The following is an 18267-nucleotide window of genomic DNA, read 5'->3' as shown; positions in this document are numbered from 1 at the left end:
TCACTCCTGGTCGGCGGTGGGCAGCAGATGCTCGGGCACGTCGACGACCCGGGAGCGCAGGTACTCGCCGAGGCCCTTGGCCTGCGGATCGGGGCGCGTCGCGGACGCCACGCCGTCGCCGAGGATCCCCGTGACGACGACGTTCACCGCGCGCAGGTTCGGCAGCTCGAAGGTCTGGACGGGCAGGTCGCGGGCCTCGGGCAGGAGCGCGCGCACGCGCTCGGGCGTGAGGAACGTGCGCAGCCACGCGTAGGCCTCGTCGGTGCGCGTCCAGACACCGATGTTGGCGTTGCCGCCCTTGTCCCCGGAGCGCGCGCCGGCGACGGCGCCGAGCGGGGCCCGCCGGGTGGGGCCGTCGGGCGCCGGGGCCCCCTCGGTGCGACGGGACGGCGTCACGGGTCCGCCCGAGGGCGGCGGCGCGATCACCGTGACCGTCCCGTCGGGCAGTGTGACGCGGTGCTCGACCTCGGAGGCGGGGACGACCGTGGGCCAGTAGACGCCGTAGGCGCTCTCGGCCGAGGGCGGCGTGGTGGTGTGGAAACCGGGATAGCCGCCGAGCGCGAGCTCCATGGTGGTGTTGGAGAACGCGCGGCCGACCTTCGTGCGGTCCGGGTCCTTGACCGTGATCCGCAGGTGCGCGGTGGCCTGCTCGTTGGTCGGTGCGTCGGGATGGTCGAAGCGCAGCAGCCGCACGTCGGTCTCGGCGAAGCGGTCCTTGCCACCGAGCAGCTCGAAGAGCTGCTGCTCGGCCCACGCCGCCTTGGCCTCGATGTCGAGGCCGGTGAGCACCAGGGTCATCGTGTTGCGGTAGCCGCCCTCGTGGTTGAGCGCGACCTTGAGCGTCTCCGGCGGCGCCGTGCCGCGGGTGCCCGACATGCGGACCCGGTGCGCGCCGTCGGGCTCGAGCGCCAGGGTGTCGAAGTGCGCGACGGCGTCGGGGCCGGCGTAGGCGGGGTCGGCGATCTCGTAGAGCAGCTGCGCGGTGACGGTGCCGACGGACACGAGTCCGCCGGTGCCGGGGTGCTTGGTGATCACGCTCGACCCGTCGGCGGCGACCTCGGCGATCGGGAAGCCGGGGTAGCGGCGGTCGGTGACCTCGTCGGCGAACGCGTAGTTGCCGCCGGTGGCCTGGGGGCCGCACTCGATGACGTGGCCGGCGGCCATCGCGCCGGCGATCGCGTCGAGGTCGCCCGGCTGCCACCCGTGCCACCAGGCGGCGGGGCCCACCGCGAGCGAGGCGTCGGTGACGCGGCCAGTGACGACGACGTCGGCGCCGGCGTCGAGCGCGGCGGCGATGCCGAACCCGCCGAGGTAGGCGTTGGCGGTGACCGGGCGGACCGCGCTCTCCCCGAGCTTGCGCCCGGTGTCGAGGTGGGCGAGGTCGTGGCCGGCGGCCTGCAGGTCGTCGAGGCGGCCGGTGAGGTCGTCGCCGTCGACGTGGGCGACACGGGGATGGAGCCCGAGGCGCTCGGCCAGCGCGGTGATCTCGGCGGCGAGGCCGGGCGGGTTGAGGCCGCCGGCGTTGCTGACGATCTTGATGCCGCGGTCCAGGCAGGTGCCCAGGACCTCCTCGAGCTGGGCGAGGAAGGTCTTCGCGTAGCCCGCGGCCGGGTCCTTCCGGCGCGCCTTCCAGAGGATGAGCATCGTCAGCTCGGCGAGGTAGTCGCCGGTCAGCACGTCGATCGAGCCGCCGTCGACCATCTCGCGGGCGGCGGCGAGGCGGTCGCCGTAGAACCCCGAGCAGTTGCCGATGAGGACGGGGCGGGTCATGCCGGGCTCCGATCGACGGGTGCGCGGCCCTCGGACGGCGCGCCGGCGAACGCCTGGGCGATCGACGTCCACTCGGTGGCGACCGGGCCCTCGACGACCAGGTCGGTGTCGGACAGGTGGCGGCGCTGGGTGACGAGCAGGCAGAAGTCGAGGGCGGACCCGGTGACGCGGTCGGCGGCGTCCCCGGGACCCCACGTCCACGTCTCGCCGGAGGGGGCGACGAGCTCGACGTGCACCGGGGCGTCGGGGGCGGGCCGCCCGCGCAGCACGAAGGCGAACCCGGCGGTGCGGACCCCGAGGTGGGCGACGTGGCGCAGCCGGTCGGTGGGGGTACGCGTCACGCCGAGGGCGTCGGCGACGTCCTGGCCGTGCGCCCACGTCTCCATGAGCCGCGCCGTGGCCGACGACGCGGCGCTCATGTCCGGCCCGTACCAGGGCAGACGGGTCGACGGGTCGAGCTCCGAGAACGTGGCGACGTACTCGGCGCGGGACCGGGTGAGCCACTCGCGGACGGCCGCCGCCGGCAGGTGCGCGTGCTCGGCGGCGACCTGGTCGGGGAAGTCGTCGCCACGCCCCAGCAGCTCCGCCGCCTCGCGGCGGAAGCGCTCGGGGTCCACGGCGCTCAGGGTGGCGGTCTCGTCGAAGTGGGCGAGGTGGGTGAGCTGGTCGCGGACCGTCCAGCCCGCGGCCGGGGTCGGCGCGGCCATGCCCTCGTCGTCGAGGTCGGCGACCAGGTCCAGCACCACGGCGGTCTCGGCGTCGAGGTCGGCGAGCAGGTCGGGCATGGAGACGGCCATGTCAGCGCCCCTGCCAGACGGGCGTGCGCTTGGCGGCGAACGCGGCGGGACCCTCCTGGGCGTCGGCCGAGAGGTACACCGGCTCCCAGATCTCCTCGGCCCGCGCGTAGGCCTCCTCGCGGGGATGGGTCGCCGAGAGGTACGCGGTGCGCTTGCCGGCGAGCACCGAGAGCGGCGCGTTGCCGGCGATCCGCTCGCCGAGCGCCTGGGTGTGCTCGTGCAGGTCGGCGGCCGGGACGACGTGGTTCACCAGCCCGACGTCGTGGGCGCGCGCGGCGTCGAGCGGGTCGCCGGTGAGCAGCAGCTCCATGGCGATCCGGGGCGGGACCAGCCACGACAGCGGCGCCGCCCACGGGGCACCGCGCCCGACCTTGACCTCGGAGATCGCGAACCGTGCGTGCTCGGCGGCCACCACCAGGTCGCACTGCTGGGCGAGCAGGAACCCTCCCGCGAAGGCGACGCCGTTGACGGCCGCGATGGTGGGCTTCGCGACGTCCACGTTGCGCCCGAACTGCGGGAGGAAGTCCGGCGGAGGCACCGTCAGCGCGCTCTGCGACATCTCCTTGAGGTCGCCGCCCGCGCAGAACGCCTTGTCCCCGGCGCCCGTGAGCACGAGGACCTTCGCCTCCGCGTCCGCGTTGAACCGGTGCACTCCGTCGAACAGACCGTCGCGGACGTCCTTCGACAGGGCGTTGCGGGCGTCCGGGCGGTCGATGGTCAGCCATGCGACCCCACGGATGACCTCGTAGCGCACGCCGGTCATGCGGCCTCCTCCTCGGAAGTGATCACTGCCAGCACCTCGCCCGTCTCGACCGTGTCACCGAGGGACACCAGGAGCTCGGCGACGTGCCCGTCGACCGGGGCCTTCACCTGGTGCTCCATCTTCATGGCCTCGAAGACCAGGACCGTGGTGCCGGCGGTGACCGCCTGGCCGGGCTCGGCGAGCACGCGCACGACCGTGCCCGGCATGGGCGCGAAGAGCGACCCCGGCGCGGCCTCGGTCCCGGGCACGGGGAGGCGCTCGACGTCGACGAGCTCGGTCGCGCCCAACGGGCTGTCGGCGTACACGCTCGCACCGACCCGGTGCAGGGCGACGGTGCGCCGGACGCCGTCGACCTCGAGGTCGATCGCCTCGGCCGTCGCGTCGTACACCCGCAGCGGGTTCACGGCCTCGCCGTCCACCGAGGCCCACCAGCCGCCGCGCTCGCGCCGGTAGGCGACGACGACCTCCTCCTCGCCGAGCCGGAACTTCGCGACCTGCGGCGCACTGACGACGTTGCGCCAGCCGCTGGGGACCGGTCGCTGGACGGGCGGGTCGGCGCGGCGCCCGGCCTGGTCGGCGAGGGCGGCCGCCAGGGCGTGCACCCGCCGCGCCGTCGCGGCGGAGGAGCCGGCCGACAACTCCGCCGGGCCGTGGCGGGTGAGGTAGCCGGTGTCGGTGCGTCCCGCGAGGAACTCGGCCTCGCGCAGGATGCCGACCAGCAGGTCGCGGTTGGTGACCATCCCGTGGATCTGCGACTCGGCCAGCGCGCGGGCGAGCCGGCGCGCGGCCTGGGTGCGCGTGGCCCCGTGCGCGATGACCTTGGCCAGCATGGGGTCGTAGTGCGTGCCGACCACCGAGCCACTGCGCACACCGGTGTCGACGCGCACGCCGGGCAGGTCGGGGACCGCGAAGCGGTGCAGCGTCCCGCTGCCGGGGTGGTAGTCGCGCGACGGGTCCTCGGCGTAGAGACGAGCCTCGATCGCGTGCCCGCGCAGGGTGGCGCCCAGGACGTCCGCGGGCAGGGGCTCGCCCTCGGCGACCTGCAGCTGGAGGGCGACGAGGTCGAGACCCGTGACCTCCTCGGTCACCGGGTGCTCGACCTGCAGGCGGGTGTTGACCTCCAGGAAGAAGAACTCGCCGGTGCCCGCGAGGACGAACTCGACGGTGCCCGCGCCGGTGTAGCCGATCGCCTTGCCGGCGGCGACCGCGGCGCTGCCGAGCTGGTCGCGCAGCGCCTCGTCGACGGCCGGCGACGGCGCCTCCTCGACGATCTTCTGGTACCGGCGCTGGATCGAGCACTCGCGCTCGAAGAGGTGCACGACGGTGCCGTGCGTATCGCCGAAGATCTGCACCTCGACGTGGCGAGGGTCCTCGACGAACCGCTCGAGGAACACCGTCCCGTCGCCGAACGCCGACGCCGCCTCACGCCGCGCCCCGGCCACGGCGTCCGCGACCTCGTCGGCGTCCTGCACGATCCGCATCCCGCGCCCGCCGCCGCCGAAAGCCGCCTTGACCAGGACGGGGTAGCCGATGCCCTCGGCCATGGTCCGCAGGGCGTCCGGGTCCGCGGCGAGGGCGTCGTCGTCGACCACGGCGCCCGGGAGCACGGGGACGCCTGCCGTGGTCATCAGCTCCTTGGCGGCGATCTTCGAGCCCATCGCCTCGATGGCCTCCACCGGCGGGCCGACGAAGCGGATCCCGGCGGTCGCGCACCGCCGGGCGAAGTCCGCGTTCTCGGAGAGGAAGCCGTAGCCCGGGTGGATCGCGTCGGCGCCGGCGGCCTCGGCGGCGGCGACGATCAGGTCCGCGCGCAGGTAGGTCTCGGACGGCGCGGCGCCCGGCAGGTGCACGGCCTCGTCGGCCAGGGCGACGAAGGGTGCCGCGGCGTCGGGGTCGGAGAACACGGCGACGGTGGCGACGTCGAGGGCGCGCGCCGAGCGGATGACGCGCTCGGCGATCTCGCCCCGGTTGGCGACGAGAAGTTTCCGGATGAGGTTCACGGTGGTCACATCCGGTAGACGCCGTAGCCACGCTGGCCGGCGACGTGGTTGGAGTGGGCGGCGGACAGCGCGATGCCCAGGACCGTGCGGGTGTCGCGAGGGTCGATCAGACCGTCGTCGTAGAGCCGGGCGGTGACGAAGAAGGCGTGCGACTCCTCGGCGATCTGGGCCTCGATCGCCGCGCGCTGGCGCTCGTCGGCCTCGACGTCGAACTCCCTGCCCGACGACGCGGCACTCTGTTTCGCCACGATCGACAGCACCCCCGCGAGCTGCGCGGCGCCCATCACCGCGAGCTTGGCGCCGGCCCACGAGAACATCAGCCGCGGGTCGTAGGCCCGCCCGGACATGCCGTAGTTGCCCGCGCCGAACGAGGCCGCCATGTTGACCGTGATGTGAGGGACCTGGCTGTTGGCCACCGAGTTGATCATCTTGGAGCCGTCCTTGATGATCCCGCCCTGCTCGTACTGCTTGCCGACCATGTAGCCCGTGGTGTTCTGCAGGAACAGCAGGGGCGTGTCCGTCTGGTTGGCGAGCTGGATGAACTCGCTGGCCTTCTTGGCCTCCTCGCTGAACAGCACACCGCGCGCGTTGGCGAGGACCCCGACGGGATAGCCGTGCACCGAGGCCCAGCCGGTGACCAGGCTGGTGCCGTACAGCGGCTTGTACTCGCCGAACCGGGAGCCGTCGACGACGCGGGCCAGCACCTCGCGGGGGTCGAACGGCACCTTGATGTCGGACGGGGCGATGCCCAGGAGCTCGTCGGGGTCGAAGACCGGCTCGTCGGCCGGCAGCGTGGGGCCGGGTCCGAGCTTGCGCCAGCGCAGCTCGGAGACGATCTGGCGGCCGATCCGGATGGCGTCGCGCTCGTCGGCGGCGAAGTGGTCGGCCAGGCCCGAGACCTTGGCGTGCATCGCCGCGCCGCCGAGCTCCTCGTCGTCGGCGTCCTCACCGGTGGCCATCTTGACCAGCGGGGGACCGCCGAGGAACACCTTCGCCTGCCGATCGACCAGGACCGCGTAGTCGCACATGCCGGGCACGTAGGCGCCGCCGGCGGTGGAGTTGCCGAAGACGAGGGCGATCGTGGGGACCGCCAGCGAGGACAGCTCGGTGAGGTCGTGGAAGATCTTGCCGGCCTGGACGAACAGCTCGGACTGGCTCGGCAGGTCGGCGCCGCCGGACTCGACGAGGTTGATCACCGGCAGCCGGTTGATCCGCGCGATCTCCAGGGCCCGCAGCGTCTTCTTCAGCGAGAAGGGGTTCATCGCGCCGCCGCGCACGGTGGGGTCGTGGGCGATGAGCATGCACTCGACCCCGGACACCACCCCGATGCCGGTGATGATGCTGGCGCCGACGGTGAACTGGCTGCCCCACGCCGCGAGGGTGGACAGCTCGAGGAACGACGCGTCCCGGTCGAGCAGCAGCTCGATGCGCTCCCGCGCGAGCAGCCGGCCGCGGTCGTGGTGGCGCTGCTGGTAGCGCGGGCCGCCGCCGGCGATCGCGGCGGCGATCTGCTCCTCGAGCTCGGCGAGGTTCTGCTCCTGCGCCGTGCGGTTCCGGAGGTAGGTCTCGTCGGAGGTTCGCAGCTGGGAGGTCAGGACGGTGGTCACCGAGGCTCCTTGCCAGTAGGACCGGGTCAGCAGGGTCAGTAGGACCGGGCGAGCCCGAGGCTGTGCTGGGCGACGTAGTTGAGGACCATCTCCCGGCTCACCGGCGCGATCTGCAGCAGCCGCGCGAGCCCCCAGTAGGGGAGCAGCCCGTACTCGGTGGCCAGGCCGTTGCCGCCGTGGGTCTGGATGGCGGCCTCCGCGGCGGCGTGCGCGGCCTCGGCCGCGGCGTACTTCGCCATGTTGGAGGCCTCGCCCGCGGGCAGCCGGCGGTCGTGGAACCACGCCGCCTTCGTGGTCATCAGGGCCGCGAGCTCGGTCTCGATCTTCGCCTTGGCCAGCGGGTGCGACACGCCCTGGTGCGTGGCGATGGGGCGGTCCCACACGGCCCGGGTGTTGGCGTAGTCCGCGGCCTGGGTCAGCACGTGGCGGGCGACGCCGACGCACAGCGCGGCGCCGGTGACGCGCTCGGGGTTGAGGCCGTGGAAGACCTGCCGCATCCCGCCGCCCTCCTCGCCGACCACCGCCTCGACGGGCACCCGGACGTCGTCGAAGTGCAGGACGAACTGCTTCTCGGGGAGAGACACCGACACCGGCAGCGGCGTCCTGAGGAGCCCCGGCGCGTCGGTGGGCACCAGCAGCAGTGAGAGCTGGGCCTTGCCCCGGTCGTCGGTGCCGGTACGCGTCACGAGCAGGACGGCGTCGGCCTCGTCGATCCCGGAGATGTAGTGCTTCGTGCCGGAGATGACGTACTCGCTGCCGACCCGCCGAGCGGTGGTGGTGATCTTGTGACTGTTCGATCCCGCCTCGGGCTCGGTGATGCCGAAGACGACCTTCGCCTCGCCCGACGCCATGCGCGGCAGCCACGTCCGCTGCTGCTCGGGAGTCCCGAAGGTGCCGATGACCTCGCCCGAGATGGCCGCCGACACGAGCATCAGCAGCATCGGGCAGCCCGCCGCGGCGGTCTCCTCGACGACCATCGCGAGCTCCAGGAGGCCCGCGCCGCCGCCCCCGTGCTCCTCGGGCAGGTTGATCCCGAGGAAGCCGGTGGTGCCGAGCTCGCGCCACAGCTCGGTGCAGGGCTCGCCGGCCTCGGCGCGCTCGACGTAGTAGCGGGGGCCGAACTTCTCGGTGATCTCGCGGACGGTCGTCCGGAGGGCCCGGTGCTCGTCGGTCTCCTGCAGGTCCACGCCGAGACTCCCTCGCATCGGTGCGCCGTGTGCCGTTGTAGTGCATCATCGTTCACTAGCAGAGCGCAAGACTGGAGAGGTGGACGACGTGTCGCGAGTGGACGAGGGCGGAGTCCCGGTGACCGAGATCGTCCCCGGCGGCGACGCCGGCGCGCGTCCACGGCGGCGCCGCGACCCCGCCCGCAAGGACCGCATCCTGACCGCGGCCGCCGACCTCGTCGCCCGGCACGGGTACCACGCCGTCGGGATGGCGGACATCGGCGCCGCGGCGGGGATCGTCGGCTCGGGCATCTACCGGCACTTCCCGAGCAAGTCCGCGCTGCTCGTCGCCCTGCTGAGCACGGTCATGGACGAGATGGAGCGCACCGCCGCGGCGATCGTCACCGGCTCCGCGGGCGATCGCGAGGCCGTCGAGGGGCTGGTGGCCAACCATGTGCGCATCGCCATCGAGCAGCGGCGCCTGCTGCAGGTGTACTACCGCGAGGCGCACAACCTGCCCGAGGAGGACCTGCGCCGGCTCCGTCGCGCGCAGCGGCACTACGTCGAGGAGTGGGTCGTCGTCCTCGCGCCGCTGCGCCGCGACCTCTCCGACGCCGAGGTGCGGCTCACCGTCCACGCCGCCGTCGGCACCACCCAGGCGGTGCTCTTCCACCACAGCGGCCTGCCCGCGGGCCGGCTCACCGAGCTCCTCGGCCGCATGGGCCTGGACTGCCTCGGGATCGGCGGCGCCGCGGAGGGTCGTGCGGGCGCCGTAAGTGAATTGCCGATGACTTAGGTCTTGCGCGAGGCGTGGGCCGCCCGGAATGCTCCAGGTCACATCCGACCGGCAGGGAGGCCCGTGTGGACCTGGACACCACGACGTTCGACGTCACCACCCTGCGCGGGCGCCGGGCCACGGCGCGCTGGGAGCGCACCTCCGTCGGCGACGTCTTCGAGCGCATGACGTGGAGCCACCCCGAGAAGACGGCGCTGACCGGACGGCCGGGCGCCTATGCCGACGAGCGCTTCCGGTCGGTGACCTACCGCGAGGCCGATCAGGTGGCCAACCAGGTCGCCCACGCCCTGCACGCGGGTGGGCTGCAGCCCGGCGACCGGGTGCTGCTGTTCTGCGAGAACTCGATCGAGGCCTACCTGACGAAGATCGGCATCGCGAAGGCAGGCATGGTCGCCATGCCGCTCAACCCGAACCTCGCGCCGGACGTCCTCGAGTACCTCATCGGCCACGCCGCCCCGTCGCTCGCGATCGTGGACGCCGAGCTCTGGCCCCGGGCGCAGGGCGCGTTCGGGGCCGCCGGGCTCGCGGTCGGCGCCACCATCACGATCGGCGGCGACGCCGTCGCCGGTAGCCCGTCCTTCACCGCGTTCGTCGACGATCAGCCGGTCGAGGAGCCCGACGTGGAGATCCACGGTGACGACATCTGGGAGATGCTGTTCACGTCGGGCACGACGGCCATGCCCAAGGGCGTGATGACCTCCCACGGGTCCAGCTACCTGGCCGCGATGAACTTCGCCCTGTCGCTGACCCGCGGTGTGCGCCTCGAGGGTGACCTGCGGGTGGGGACGTTCCTGCCGATCATCTACCACGTCGGCGACCTGATCTTCACGCTCTCGGCGTTCCTGTCCGGCGGCTCGCTGGTGCTCGGGCGCCGCCCGGTGCCGGCAGATGTGGTGGCCGCGGTGACCGAGGAGCGGGTCACCGCCCTCTGGGCCGGGTCGCCGCAGTTCGTCGCCGCTGTCGCCGCCGACGCCGAGGGCTCGGGGCACGACCTCTCGAGCCTGGGTGTGCTGGTCTACGGCTGGGGTGCGCTGGCCCCGAAGGTCTACCGGACGCTGCTCGACCAGGCCGGCGAGGACCTCGTGGTGCTGGGCATCTTCGGCCAGACCGAGGCCATCGCCTGCCACCGTTTCTGGCCGGGCAAGTGGCCCGACACCTACGAGCGCACCGCTCCGGCGACCAACTACGTCGGCGTCCCCAGCCCGCTGCTGGCCTCCGACGTGGTCGACGAGCTGGGGGAGTCCCTCCGCGACCAGCCGGGCGTCGCGGGCGAGGCGGTCTACCGCAGCCCGATCATCACGGCCGGGTACTACCGGAACGAGGAGGCCACCCGCGAGGCCTTCCGGGGCGGCTGGTTCCACTCGGGCGACAGCACCGCGGTCGACGAGGACGGTCTGCGGATCGCCGTCGACCGGATCAAGGACATCGTCAAGACGGGCGGTGAGAACGTCTCCAGCCTGCGGGTCGAGGCCGTGCTCTACGAGCACCCCGGCGTCGCGCGCGCCGCGGTGGTCGGCCTCCCCCACGAGCGGTGGGGCGAGGCCGTCACCGCGGTGGTCGTGCCGGCCACCGGTGCGGAGGTCACCGAGGACGACCTCGTCGCGCACTGCCGCACGCGCCTCGGCGGCTACGAGACGCCCAAGGCGGTCGTGTTCACCGAGGAGCTGCCCGAGACGGTCGGCGGGAAGGTCCTCAAGTACAAGCTGCGGGCCCGGTACGCCGAGCACTTCGGACGCTGATCGCCGGTGCGCTGCGGCGCACGGTCACGTGAGCGGCGACTCGAACAACCGGTGCCCGTCGGCGTAGCCGAGGTCGACGAGCGCCGTTCCCGGCGACGCCCGCTCCACCGCCGCGCGGATCGGTGCCGTGTCGATGGCCCGCGAGAAGCCGGGCAGCCAGTCGTCGTGATGGCACGGCACCACCCTGCGCGCGCCGAGCGCGGCCGCCTGCTCCGCGACGAAGTCGGCCGTCGAGCCCTGGACGGGTTCGCCGTCCCGGTTGCCGCGGCCCGCGACCGCGAGGATCGCGACGTCGGGCGACTCCCCGCCGAGCACGCCGCTCCAGCACCCGATGCTGTCCTGGAACAGCACCGACCCCTCCGACGTGTCGAGCACGAACACCAGCGCGCCGCCGTCGCCGCGCTCGCTGAGATCGGCGGCCGCGAGGTGGGCGCGCACGTCGTCGCCCAGCGCGCCGAGGCCGGCCCACAGCGCCTGCATCTTCGCGGTCCGCTCCTGCAGCGTGAGCCCCAGCTCGCCGAGACAGACCTCGTCGGCGGGCGGCATCGGCTGTGACGACCAGACGCACGAGTGCAAGCTCGGCAGCACGCGTACGACGGTCGTGGCGTCCAGGGCCAGGCGCTCGCCCCCGGCCACCGCGAGCAGCTGCTCCTCGGGCACGCCCAGCCGCGCGAGGATGCGCACCGACTCGTAGGACCCGACGACGGTGGCCCCGGTGCGCACCGCGATCCGCTCGGCGCCCCACAGGTGGTCGAAGTGACTGTGGCCCACGAGGATCCAGTCCGCCTCGGTGACGTCGTCGACCTCGACGCCGCTGCGTTCGGCGTCGGGGACGCGGTCGAGGTAGGCGTCGAGGAACACGGTGAGACCCTCGGGCGTGCGCAGACGGAACGTCGCGCACCCGTACCAGTCCAGCGTCGCGGTGCTCACACGTTCACCCTGTCACCCGACCGCTGGTACGCATCCGGCATGGACTTCAGCGAATCCGAGGACCACCGGCTCATCCGGGAGGCCGTTCGCGACGTCTGTGCCCGCTTCGAGGACGACTACTGGGCGGGGTGCGAGAGCACGCACACCTTCCCGTGGGCCTTCTACGACGCGATGGCGGCCGGCGGGTGGGTCGGGATCGCCGTCCCCGAGTCCTACGGCGGCGGGGGCCAGGGCATCGAGGCCGCGTCGATCGTGCTGGAGGAGGTCGCCGCGTCCGGGGCCTGCATGAACGGCGCGAGCGCGATCCACATGTCGATCTTCGGCATGCACCCGGTGGTGCGGCACGGCAGCGAGGCGATGCGCCGCCGCTACCTGCCGCGCATCGCGACCGGCGACCTCCACGTCGCGTTCGGCGTCACCGAGCCCGACGCCGGCCTCGACACCACGGCCATCACCACGAGGGCCGTCCGCGACGGGGGCCTCTACCGGGTGACCGGCCGCAAGGTGTGGACCTCGAAGGCGCTGGAGTCGGAGAAGGTCCTGCTGCTGGTGCGCACCACGCCGGCCGCGGACTGCGCGACACGCACCGAGGGCCTGAGCCTGCTGCTGGCGGACCTGCAGGACCCCGCGGTGACGATCACGCCGATCCCGAAGATGGGGCGCAACGCCGTCGCGTCCTGCGAGGTCTCCTACGACGGGCTCGAGGTGTCGGCCGACGACCTGGTCGGGGAGGAGGGCCGCGGGTTCCGCTACCTGCTCGACGGCCTCAACGCCGAGCGCGTGCTCATCGCCGCGGAGGCGCTGGGCACCGGCCGGGCGGCGCTGCGGCGCGCGGTGGCCTACGCGCAGGAACGCCGGGTGTTCGGACGCAGCATCGGCGCCAACCAGGCGGTCGCGCACCCGCTGGCCGAGGCCCACGCCCGCCTGCACGCCGCCGGGCTCGTGGTGCGGGAGGCGGCGTGGACCGTCGACCGCGGGGAGCCCGCGGGGGAGGCGGCGAACACCGCGAAGTTCGTCGCGGCGGAGGCGGGCTTCTTCGCCGCCGACACCGCGGTGCAGACCCACGGCGGCTTCGGGTACGCGCAGGAGTTCCACGTCGAGCGCTACTTCCGCGAGGCGCGCCTGCAGCGCCTCGCGCCGCTGCCCCAGGCGATGGCGCTGAACTACCTGGCGCAGTCGGTGCTCGGGCTGGAGCGCTCCTACTGATGATCGACGGGGACTTTGCGCGCCTAGAAGCGCAGCGAAATCAGGGGGAGCACGCCGATAGGGCGTTCGCTGCCAGGGACCTCCCCCGCCGCGAGGGGCTGAGACGTGGCCTGTCTCAATCCCGGACAGTTCACGGAGAAGGTCCCTGAACCTGCCTATGGTCACGGCAGTCGACGAAAGGGGACCTGGGTGCCGGACACGGGTGAGCAGCTCCGCGGGTCGGAGCGGGCGGTGCTCTCGAGGTACCTGGTCGAGCGCTACGCCGCCGGCGAGAGCCTCATGCGCCTCGCGCAGGACACGGGCCGTAGCTTCGGCCACGTCCGGCGGCTCCTCATGGACGCCGGCGTCACCATGCGCCCCCGCGGCGGCAGCCGCCCCCGCACCACCTGACCCCTACGTAGGTCTGCGTATCGCTGACGGTCCCGCGCCGGTGGGACGCTGCTCGGTCCAGGTGACCGGGCAGGGGGGGGCGACATGACGGACACGGCCACGACGTTCGAACGCTTCGGCGAGGTGTGGGAGACGGGCGACGTGGACGTCGTCGACGAGCTGCTGCCCGCCGACGTCGTGTACCACCTGGCCCCGTTCCCCGACATGGACCGGGCCGGCCTGAAGCAGTTCATGTCGGCCTTCCACGACGCCTTCCCGGACTTCTCGCTGACGGTCCAGGACGCGTTCGACACCGACGACCGCAGCGCCCACCGCTGGTCGTGCCGCGGGACGCTCACCGGCGACTCGGGCCTCCTGCCGGGGGCGCCCACGGGTGCGGCGACGGAGGCCACCGGCTGCCACATCGTCGCCTGGCGGGACGGCATGCCGGTCGAGATCTGGCACCACGGCGACTGGCTCGGGTGGTTGCAGAAGGCGGGTGTCGTCCCGGCGCTCGGCTGAGGGCACCAGCACGGAATACCGTAGCCACTTCAACACTTGTAGCTGCTATCAGTACGAGTGATGGGGTGACGAGAATGACCGAGCTGCTGCTGGTCCCCGTCGACGACAACGTGATCTTCCCGGGCATGACCGTCGTGGTCCCGGCCGCCGAGGTCGGTGCCGAGGAGGGCGAGCAGGTCCTGCTCGTCCCGCGCCACGAGGGTCGCTTCGCCACGGTGGGCACGGTCGCCGACGTCACGGGCCGCACCCGACTCCCGAACGGCGTCACCGCTGTGCAGCTCACCGGAGTGCACCGCGGCCGGGCCGGGACGGGCAACACCGACGAGGCAGGCCACCTGCGCGTCGACGTGACGCCGCACCAGGACAGCACGGATCGCGACGGACGGATTCGCGAGCTGGAGAGCACCTACCGCGTGGTGGTCGAGGAGATCCTCGAGCTGCGCGGCGACGACGGCCGCGTGTCGACGTTCCTGCGCGGCATCGACGAGCCGGGCGCGCTGGCGGACACCGCCGGCTGGGCGCCCGAGACCCCCTACGACGAGAAGGTGTCCCTGCTCGAGACGCTCGACGTGCGTGAGCGCCTGGAGCTGGCCCTGCGCCTGCAGCGCGAGCGGCTCGCCGAGCTGCAGGTGCGCAAGACGCTGCGCGAGGACGTCGAGTCCGGCGCGGCGAAGCAACAGCGCGAGTACGTGCTGCGTCGCCAGCTCGAGTCCATCCGCAAGGAGCTGGGCGAGGGCGACGAGGGCGGCGGCGGCGACGACTACCGCGCGAAGATCGCCGAGGCCGGCATGCCCGACCACGTGCGCGAGCAGGCCGAGCGCGAGCTGGCCCGCCTCGAGCGCAGCGGCGAGCAGTCCGGCGAGTCCTCGATGATCCGGACCTACCTCGACTGGCTGCTGGCCCTGCCGTGGTCGAAGGTCTCCGAGGAGCAGCTCGACCCGGCTGCAGCCCGCATCGTGCTCGACGCCGACCACACCGGCCTCGAGGACGTCAAGGACCGCATCGTCGAGTACCTGGCCGTCCGCAAGCTGCGCCGCGACCGCGGCGTCGAGGGCGACAAGAAGGCCGGGACGATCCTGACCCTGGTCGGGCCTCCGGGCACCGGCAAGACCTCGATCGGCGAGTCCGTCGCTCGGGCGATGAACCGCGAGTTCGTCCGGATGTCGCTCGGCGGCGTCCGCGACGAGGCCGAGATCCGTGGTCACCGCCGCACCTACGTCGGCGCCCTGCCGGGACGCCTGGTGCGGGCCCTGCGCGACGCGGGCACGATGAACCCGGTGATCCTGCTCGACGAGGTGGACAAGGTCGGCGCCGACTGGCGCGGCGACCCGTCCGCCGCGCTGCTCGAGGTGCTCGACCCGGCGCAGAACCACGCGTTCCGCGACCACTACCTCGACGTCGAGATCGACCTCTCGCAGGTCGTGTTCCTGGCGACGGCCAACCAGCTGGACACCATCCCGGGTCCGCTGCTCGACCGCATGGAGGTCATCTCCTTCGACGGCTACACCGTCGAGGAGAAGGTCGCCATCGCCCGGGACCACCTGCTCCCGCGGCAGATCACGAGCGCCGGCCTCACGGTCGACGACGTGAGCGCCGACGAGTCCGCGCTGCGGCTCGTGGTGTCGGAGTACACCCGCGAGTCCGGTGTCCGGCAGCTCGACCGCGCGCTCGGCAAGCTGACCCGCAAGATCGCCACCGAGGTGGCGTCGGGGTCGGACAAGGTCGTCGTCGACACCGAGGTGGTGCGCAGGCACCTCGGCCGCCAGAAGGTCTTCACCGAGGCCGTCGAGCGGACCGCGGTCCCCGGCGTCGCGACCGGTATGGCCGTGACCGGCGCAGGGGGTGACGTCCTCTTCATCGAGGCCGCCGGGATGGCGGGCGACGAGGGCCTGATCCTCACCGGGCAGCTCGGCGACGTCATGAAGGAGTCGGCCAGGATCGCCCTGTCGTGGGTGCGCTCGCACGCCGCGGAGCTGGGCATCGCCGAGGACGCGTTCTCGGGACGGTCGTTCCACGTGCACGTCCCCGCGGGCGCGACCCCGAAGGACGGGCCGTCGGCCGGTGTCACCATGGCCACGGCCCTGGTGTCGCTGCTGACCGGGCGCCCGGTGCGGCACACGGTCGCGATGACCGGTGAGCTCACGCTGCAGGGCCGTGTCCTGCCGATCGGCGGGGTGAAGCAGAAGGTGCTGGCCGCGCACGCGGCGGGCCTGACGCAGATCGTCGTCCCCGAGCGCAACCGTGCCGACCTCGACGACGTCCCCGCCGACGTGGCCGCGCAGCTGGAGTTCCACCCGTCGATGACGATCAATGAGGTCCTCGACGTGGCCCTGGAGCCCGTGCCGCAGAGCCTCGAGGTGGCCGCCTGACATGTGCTCACGGGAGCCGGTACCGCCCGAGGTGCGTGCGCTGACGGCACTGCTGGAGCGACGCTGGTCGCTCTCGGTGCTCTATGCCGCGCACCTCGGTGCGGTCCGGTTCTCGGAGTTCGAGCAGGCCCTCGGCCAGGTGCCGCCCGCGACGCTCGCGGCGCGCCTGGCCGATCTCGAGGCGGCGGGGCTGCTCGAACGGCGTGTGCTCGACGCGCGTCCACCGCGCACCGAGTACGCGCTCTCCGCCGAGGGTCGTCGCCTCGCTCCGTTGTTGGAGGCGCTCACGACCTGCAGTCGGGATCGCCGGCCGCGCTGAGCAGGCGGTCCCCGGCCGCGACGGCGTGCGCGAGGCGCAGCGTCGTCGACAGCCAGAGCAGCACGTCGTGCAGGCGCAGGCGGGTCGGACGGGCGTCGCCCGTCGCCGCCGCCACGGCGTCCTCCAGCGCGGCGAACGCGTCCGCGTTGGCCCGCAGGTCCCGTCGCACCACGGCCTCGACGCCGCTGTCGCCCTCCTCGAGATGGGGGAGCAGTGCGCGGCGGGTGGTCCGGGTCAGGTGCGGGACGAGCTCGGGGTGCCGGTGGTGCAGGGCGGCGAGGACGTGGCCGGAGTACGCGCCCGAGTCCTGCCCGATCCGGCGCAGGTACGCCCCGACGGTGCCGGGCTCGCCGAGCACCGAGAGCTCCTCGTCGGAGAGCTCCCAGAACGTCTGTCCGCCGGCCTGTGCGACCAGGGCGTCGACCAGCCCGCCGATCCCCGCGAGGGTGTCGTGCACGGCGTGCCAGGCGGCGTGGTCGAGGCGCCCGTGCAGGCCCTCGGCCAGCAGGATGTCGGCGTCGAGCCCCCCGCCGGCGGGGCGGGCGTCGAACCGCGCCCAGCCGAACGCCGGCACCTCCACCCACCGGCCCTCCGGGGTGCCGGGCGATCGGAAGCGCAGCCATCGCCGGGCGCGGGCGTACCCCACGACCGCGGACGTCGCCTGCGCCAGCGGCATCGGCTCGGGACCGAGGCACGGCAGGCGGAGGATCACCTCGGTGTCCTGCGTCCGCGTGGCCACGCCCCCCATCATGGGGGCGAGGGTGGGTCGCCGTCAGGCGGCGATCAGAGGGTGCTGATCAGCGGGCGCCGGTCAGAGGTTGCCGCGCTCCTTGACCTCGCCGACGACCATGTCCTTCTGGCCGCTCCGCTCGAGCTTCTTGTTGCCGGTGGCCTTGCCCGTGACCTCCTTGGCCTTGCCCTTGACCTGCTTCGAGCGGTTCTTGACCGTGTCGTCGGCACTCATGTGATCGACATTCCCTGATCAGGAGGGTTCAGACGGCCACTACCGAAGTTGGGCCGGACGCTCCGTGGAAGACTCCGTTCAGAATCCCGACGTTGGTCCCTAGGGTCCACGCCATGGGTCTCTTCTCCCGCACCCCGCCCGTGCCGCTGCCCGAGCGGGAGGACGTGCGCCGGGCGCTGAACGGCATGCACGCCAAGGACGCCGGGCGCCTGCGGTCGAAGCGTCACCTCGCGGAGGCTCTCGCCGCCGTGCCGGAGACGACCTCGGTCCGCGCCGTCCTCAGCGCCGTCATCACCGAGCCCCACACCACCGACCGCGGCCTGCTGTGCGTGACACCGATGGCGGTGACGTTCGACGGCGAGCACTCCGGACGGATGGAGTTCCCGATCGCCGCGCTGCGCGAGGTCGCCACGGTCGGCGCCGGCACCCTGCGCGTCGAGTTCGACGAGCTGGCCCCGGGCGTGCGTGCCCTCCCCGGGCGGGAGGCGGCCGACCACCTGGACTTCAGCGTCACCGCCCGTCCCGAGTCGGTGCGCTACTTCGTCGGCCAGGTGGAGGCGTCCGGGCTCCGGAGCCGCTGACCGGGGGCCTACCCCGTGTGCCTACCCCGTGTGGTTGTCGCGCTTGCGCATCGCGATCGGCACGCCCGCCAGATCCTCCTCGTTGCAGAGGAGCTTCAGGTCGTAGTACGGCGAGCCCTTGGCGTCGTCGTAGTCGAGGTGCACGGCGATGACGTCGAGGGGCTCACCGAGCCACTGCTCGGCCTCCCTCAACCAGGTCGCCGAGCGCTCGAGGGCGGTCGGGAGGTCGTCGTCGAGGAACTGGATCGGTCGGTAGGGGACGCCTTGGATCTGGTCCTTGCCGCCGGGCCGGGGGAGGTCCCGGGCCACGCCGAGGTCGTCGAGTGCCAGGTGCGTCGGGTGTTCGCCCACACGTACAGGGTCCCCTGC

18 protein-coding genes are annotated in these 18267 nt (G+C 73.0%); 8 read left to right on the top strand and 10 right to left on the bottom strand.

The genetic code is table 11. The annotated features are described in order from the left end of the window. The 6 genes from ACQPYN_RS24575 to ACQPYN_RS24550 are packed head-to-tail and all read right to left on the bottom strand — an operon-like array spanning window position 1 to window position 8124. Window positions 1-1770 carry an acyclic terpene utilization AtuA family protein gene (locus ACQPYN_RS24575; RefSeq protein WP_433028808.1) on the bottom strand — a complete coding sequence of 590 codons (1770 nt, stop codon included), beginning with the start codon at window positions 1768-1770 and terminating at the stop codon, window positions 1-3. Beyond that, entirely contained in the window at window positions 1767-2567 is an 801-nt protein-coding gene (locus ACQPYN_RS24570; protein ID WP_433028806.1) for a TIGR03084 family metal-binding protein, read from the bottom strand. The genes ACQPYN_RS24575 and ACQPYN_RS24570 overlap by 4 nt, the downstream gene beginning before the upstream one ends. A 1-nt stretch (window position 2568) precedes the next feature. Beyond that, window positions 2569-3330, bottom strand: a complete 762-nt coding sequence (locus ACQPYN_RS24565; protein ID WP_433028804.1) for an enoyl-CoA hydratase/isomerase family protein — start codon at window positions 3328-3330, stop codon at window positions 2569-2571. Beyond that, window positions 3327-5339: a biotin carboxylase N-terminal domain-containing protein gene (locus tag ACQPYN_RS24560; RefSeq protein ID WP_433028802.1), complete on the bottom strand. Its 2013-nt coding sequence runs from the start codon at window positions 5337-5339 to the stop codon at window positions 3327-3329. Before ACQPYN_RS24560 ends, ACQPYN_RS24565 begins: the two co-directional genes overlap by 4 nt. Further along, the gene (locus tag ACQPYN_RS24555; RefSeq protein WP_433028800.1) at window positions 5336-6937 is read right to left on the bottom strand and encodes an acyl-CoA carboxylase subunit beta; all 1602 of its coding nucleotides are present in this window, start codon (window positions 6935-6937) and stop codon (window positions 5336-5338) included. The genes ACQPYN_RS24560 and ACQPYN_RS24555 overlap by 4 nt, the downstream gene beginning before the upstream one ends. Window positions 6938-6972: 35 nt before the next feature. Further along, entirely contained in the window at window positions 6973-8124 is a 1152-nt protein-coding gene (locus ACQPYN_RS24550; RefSeq protein ID WP_433028798.1) for an acyl-CoA dehydrogenase family protein, read from the bottom strand. Between the two features lie 118 nt (window positions 8125-8242). On the opposite strand from ACQPYN_RS24550, the gene ACQPYN_RS24545 reads away from it, so the two are divergent. Both ACQPYN_RS24545 and ACQPYN_RS24540 read left to right on the top strand, forming a co-directional pair. Further along, window positions 8243-8899, top strand: coding sequence for a TetR/AcrR family transcriptional regulator (locus ACQPYN_RS24545; RefSeq protein ID WP_433028796.1), 657 nt, complete (start codon window positions 8243-8245; stop codon window positions 8897-8899). Between the two features lie 65 nt (window positions 8900-8964). Further along, complete coding sequence (locus ACQPYN_RS24540) at window positions 8965-10638, top strand: AMP-binding protein (RefSeq protein WP_433028794.1); 1674 nt, start codon at window positions 8965-8967, stop codon at window positions 10636-10638. Between the two features lie 24 nt (window positions 10639-10662). Here ACQPYN_RS24540 and ACQPYN_RS24535 read toward each other — a convergent pair whose 3' ends face one another. Continuing rightward, window positions 10663-11568 (bottom strand): MBL fold metallo-hydrolase, encoded by a 906-nt coding sequence (locus tag ACQPYN_RS24535; protein ID WP_433028792.1) that lies wholly within the window; start codon window positions 11566-11568, stop codon window positions 10663-10665. Window positions 11569-11607: 39 nt separating this feature from the next. Between ACQPYN_RS24535 and ACQPYN_RS24530 the strand changes: the two genes are divergently transcribed. The 5 genes from ACQPYN_RS24530 (at window position 11608) to ACQPYN_RS24510 (ending at window position 16353) form a co-directional block, all read left to right on the top strand. Then, window positions 11608-12774: an acyl-CoA dehydrogenase family protein gene (locus ACQPYN_RS24530; protein ID WP_433028790.1), complete on the top strand. Its 1167-nt coding sequence runs from the start codon at window positions 11608-11610 to the stop codon at window positions 12772-12774. A gap of 189 nt (window positions 12775-12963) precedes the next feature. Further along, window positions 12964-13164: a helix-turn-helix domain-containing protein gene (locus ACQPYN_RS24525; protein WP_274191466.1), complete on the top strand. Its 201-nt coding sequence runs from the start codon at window positions 12964-12966 to the stop codon at window positions 13162-13164. 84 nt (window positions 13165-13248) lie between these two features. Next, a complete protein-coding gene (locus ACQPYN_RS24520) occupies window positions 13249-13665 on the top strand; it encodes an ester cyclase (RefSeq protein ID WP_433028787.1) in 417 nt (138 codons plus the stop codon). A gap of 74 nt (window positions 13666-13739) precedes the next feature. Next, the gene (lon, locus tag ACQPYN_RS24515) at window positions 13740-16034 is read left to right on the top strand and encodes an endopeptidase La (RefSeq protein ID WP_433028785.1); all 2295 of its coding nucleotides are present in this window, start codon (window positions 13740-13742) and stop codon (window positions 16032-16034) included. Window position 16035: 1 nt separating this feature from the next. Beyond that, a complete protein-coding gene (locus ACQPYN_RS24510; RefSeq protein ID WP_274198107.1) occupies window positions 16036-16353 on the top strand; it encodes a winged helix-turn-helix transcriptional regulator in 318 nt (105 codons plus the stop codon). On the opposite strand, the gene ACQPYN_RS24505 is transcribed toward ACQPYN_RS24510, so the two are convergent. Continuing rightward, entirely contained in the window at window positions 16319-17092 is a 774-nt protein-coding gene (locus ACQPYN_RS24505; RefSeq protein WP_433028783.1) for a hypothetical protein, read from the bottom strand. The genes ACQPYN_RS24510 and ACQPYN_RS24505 overlap by 35 nt on opposite strands. Before the next feature lie 72 nt (window positions 17093-17164). Then, the gene (locus tag ACQPYN_RS24500) at window positions 17165-17317 is read right to left on the bottom strand and encodes a CsbD family protein (RefSeq protein ID WP_433028781.1); all 153 of its coding nucleotides are present in this window, start codon (window positions 17315-17317) and stop codon (window positions 17165-17167) included. Between the two features lie 113 nt (window positions 17318-17430). Between ACQPYN_RS24500 and ACQPYN_RS24495 the strand changes: the two genes are divergently transcribed. Next, window positions 17431-17898 carry a hypothetical protein gene (locus tag ACQPYN_RS24495; RefSeq protein WP_433028779.1) on the top strand — a complete coding sequence of 156 codons (468 nt, stop codon included), beginning with the start codon at window positions 17431-17433 and terminating at the stop codon, window positions 17896-17898. Window positions 17899-17919: 21 nt separating this feature from the next. Here the strand turns inward: ACQPYN_RS24495 and ACQPYN_RS24490 are convergent, their stop codons facing one another. Next, on the bottom strand, window positions 17920-18249 hold the full coding sequence (locus tag ACQPYN_RS24490) for a hypothetical protein (protein WP_274198111.1): 330 nt from the start codon (window positions 18247-18249) through the stop codon (window positions 17920-17922). Between the last annotated feature and the right edge of the window lie 18 nt (window positions 18250-18267).

This window comes from Actinomycetospora sp. CA-053990 (assembly GCF_050948445.1).
In the GTDB taxonomy this organism is placed as follows: domain Bacteria; phylum Actinomycetota; class Actinomycetes; order Mycobacteriales; family Pseudonocardiaceae; genus Actinomycetospora; species Actinomycetospora callitridis.
Note: the sequence above shows the minus strand (reverse complement) of the source record. Positions and strands in the feature narration are given on the sequence as shown.

What these genes read in the sequence shown, in the direction of transcription:
- ACQPYN_RS24565 (WP_433028804.1), bottom strand. Translation starts at nt 3,330, where the DNA reads ATGACCGGCGTGCGCTACGAGGTCATCCGTGGGGTCGCATGGCTGACC.
- ACQPYN_RS24575 (WP_433028808.1), bottom strand. Translation starts at nt 1,770, where the DNA reads ATGACCCGCCCCGTCCTCATCGGCAACTGCTCGGGGTTCTACGGCGAC.
- ACQPYN_RS24510 (WP_274198107.1), top strand. Translation starts at nt 16,036, where the DNA reads ATGTGCTCACGGGAGCCGGTACCGCCCGAGGTGCGTGCGCTGACGGCA.
- ACQPYN_RS24520 (WP_433028787.1), top strand. Translation starts at nt 13,249, where the DNA reads ATGACGGACACGGCCACGACGTTCGAACGCTTCGGCGAGGTGTGGGAG.
- ACQPYN_RS24500 (WP_433028781.1), bottom strand. Translation starts at nt 17,317, where the DNA reads ATGAGTGCCGACGACACGGTCAAGAACCGCTCGAAGCAGGTCAAGGGC.
- ACQPYN_RS24530 (WP_433028790.1), top strand. Translation starts at nt 11,608, where the DNA reads ATGGACTTCAGCGAATCCGAGGACCACCGGCTCATCCGGGAGGCCGTT.
- lon (WP_433028785.1), top strand. Translation starts at nt 13,740, where the DNA reads ATGACCGAGCTGCTGCTGGTCCCCGTCGACGACAACGTGATCTTCCCG.
- ACQPYN_RS24495 (WP_433028779.1), top strand. Translation starts at nt 17,431, where the DNA reads ATGGGTCTCTTCTCCCGCACCCCGCCCGTGCCGCTGCCCGAGCGGGAG.
- ACQPYN_RS24570 (WP_433028806.1), bottom strand. Translation starts at nt 2,567, where the DNA reads ATGGCCGTCTCCATGCCCGACCTGCTCGCCGACCTCGACGCCGAGACC.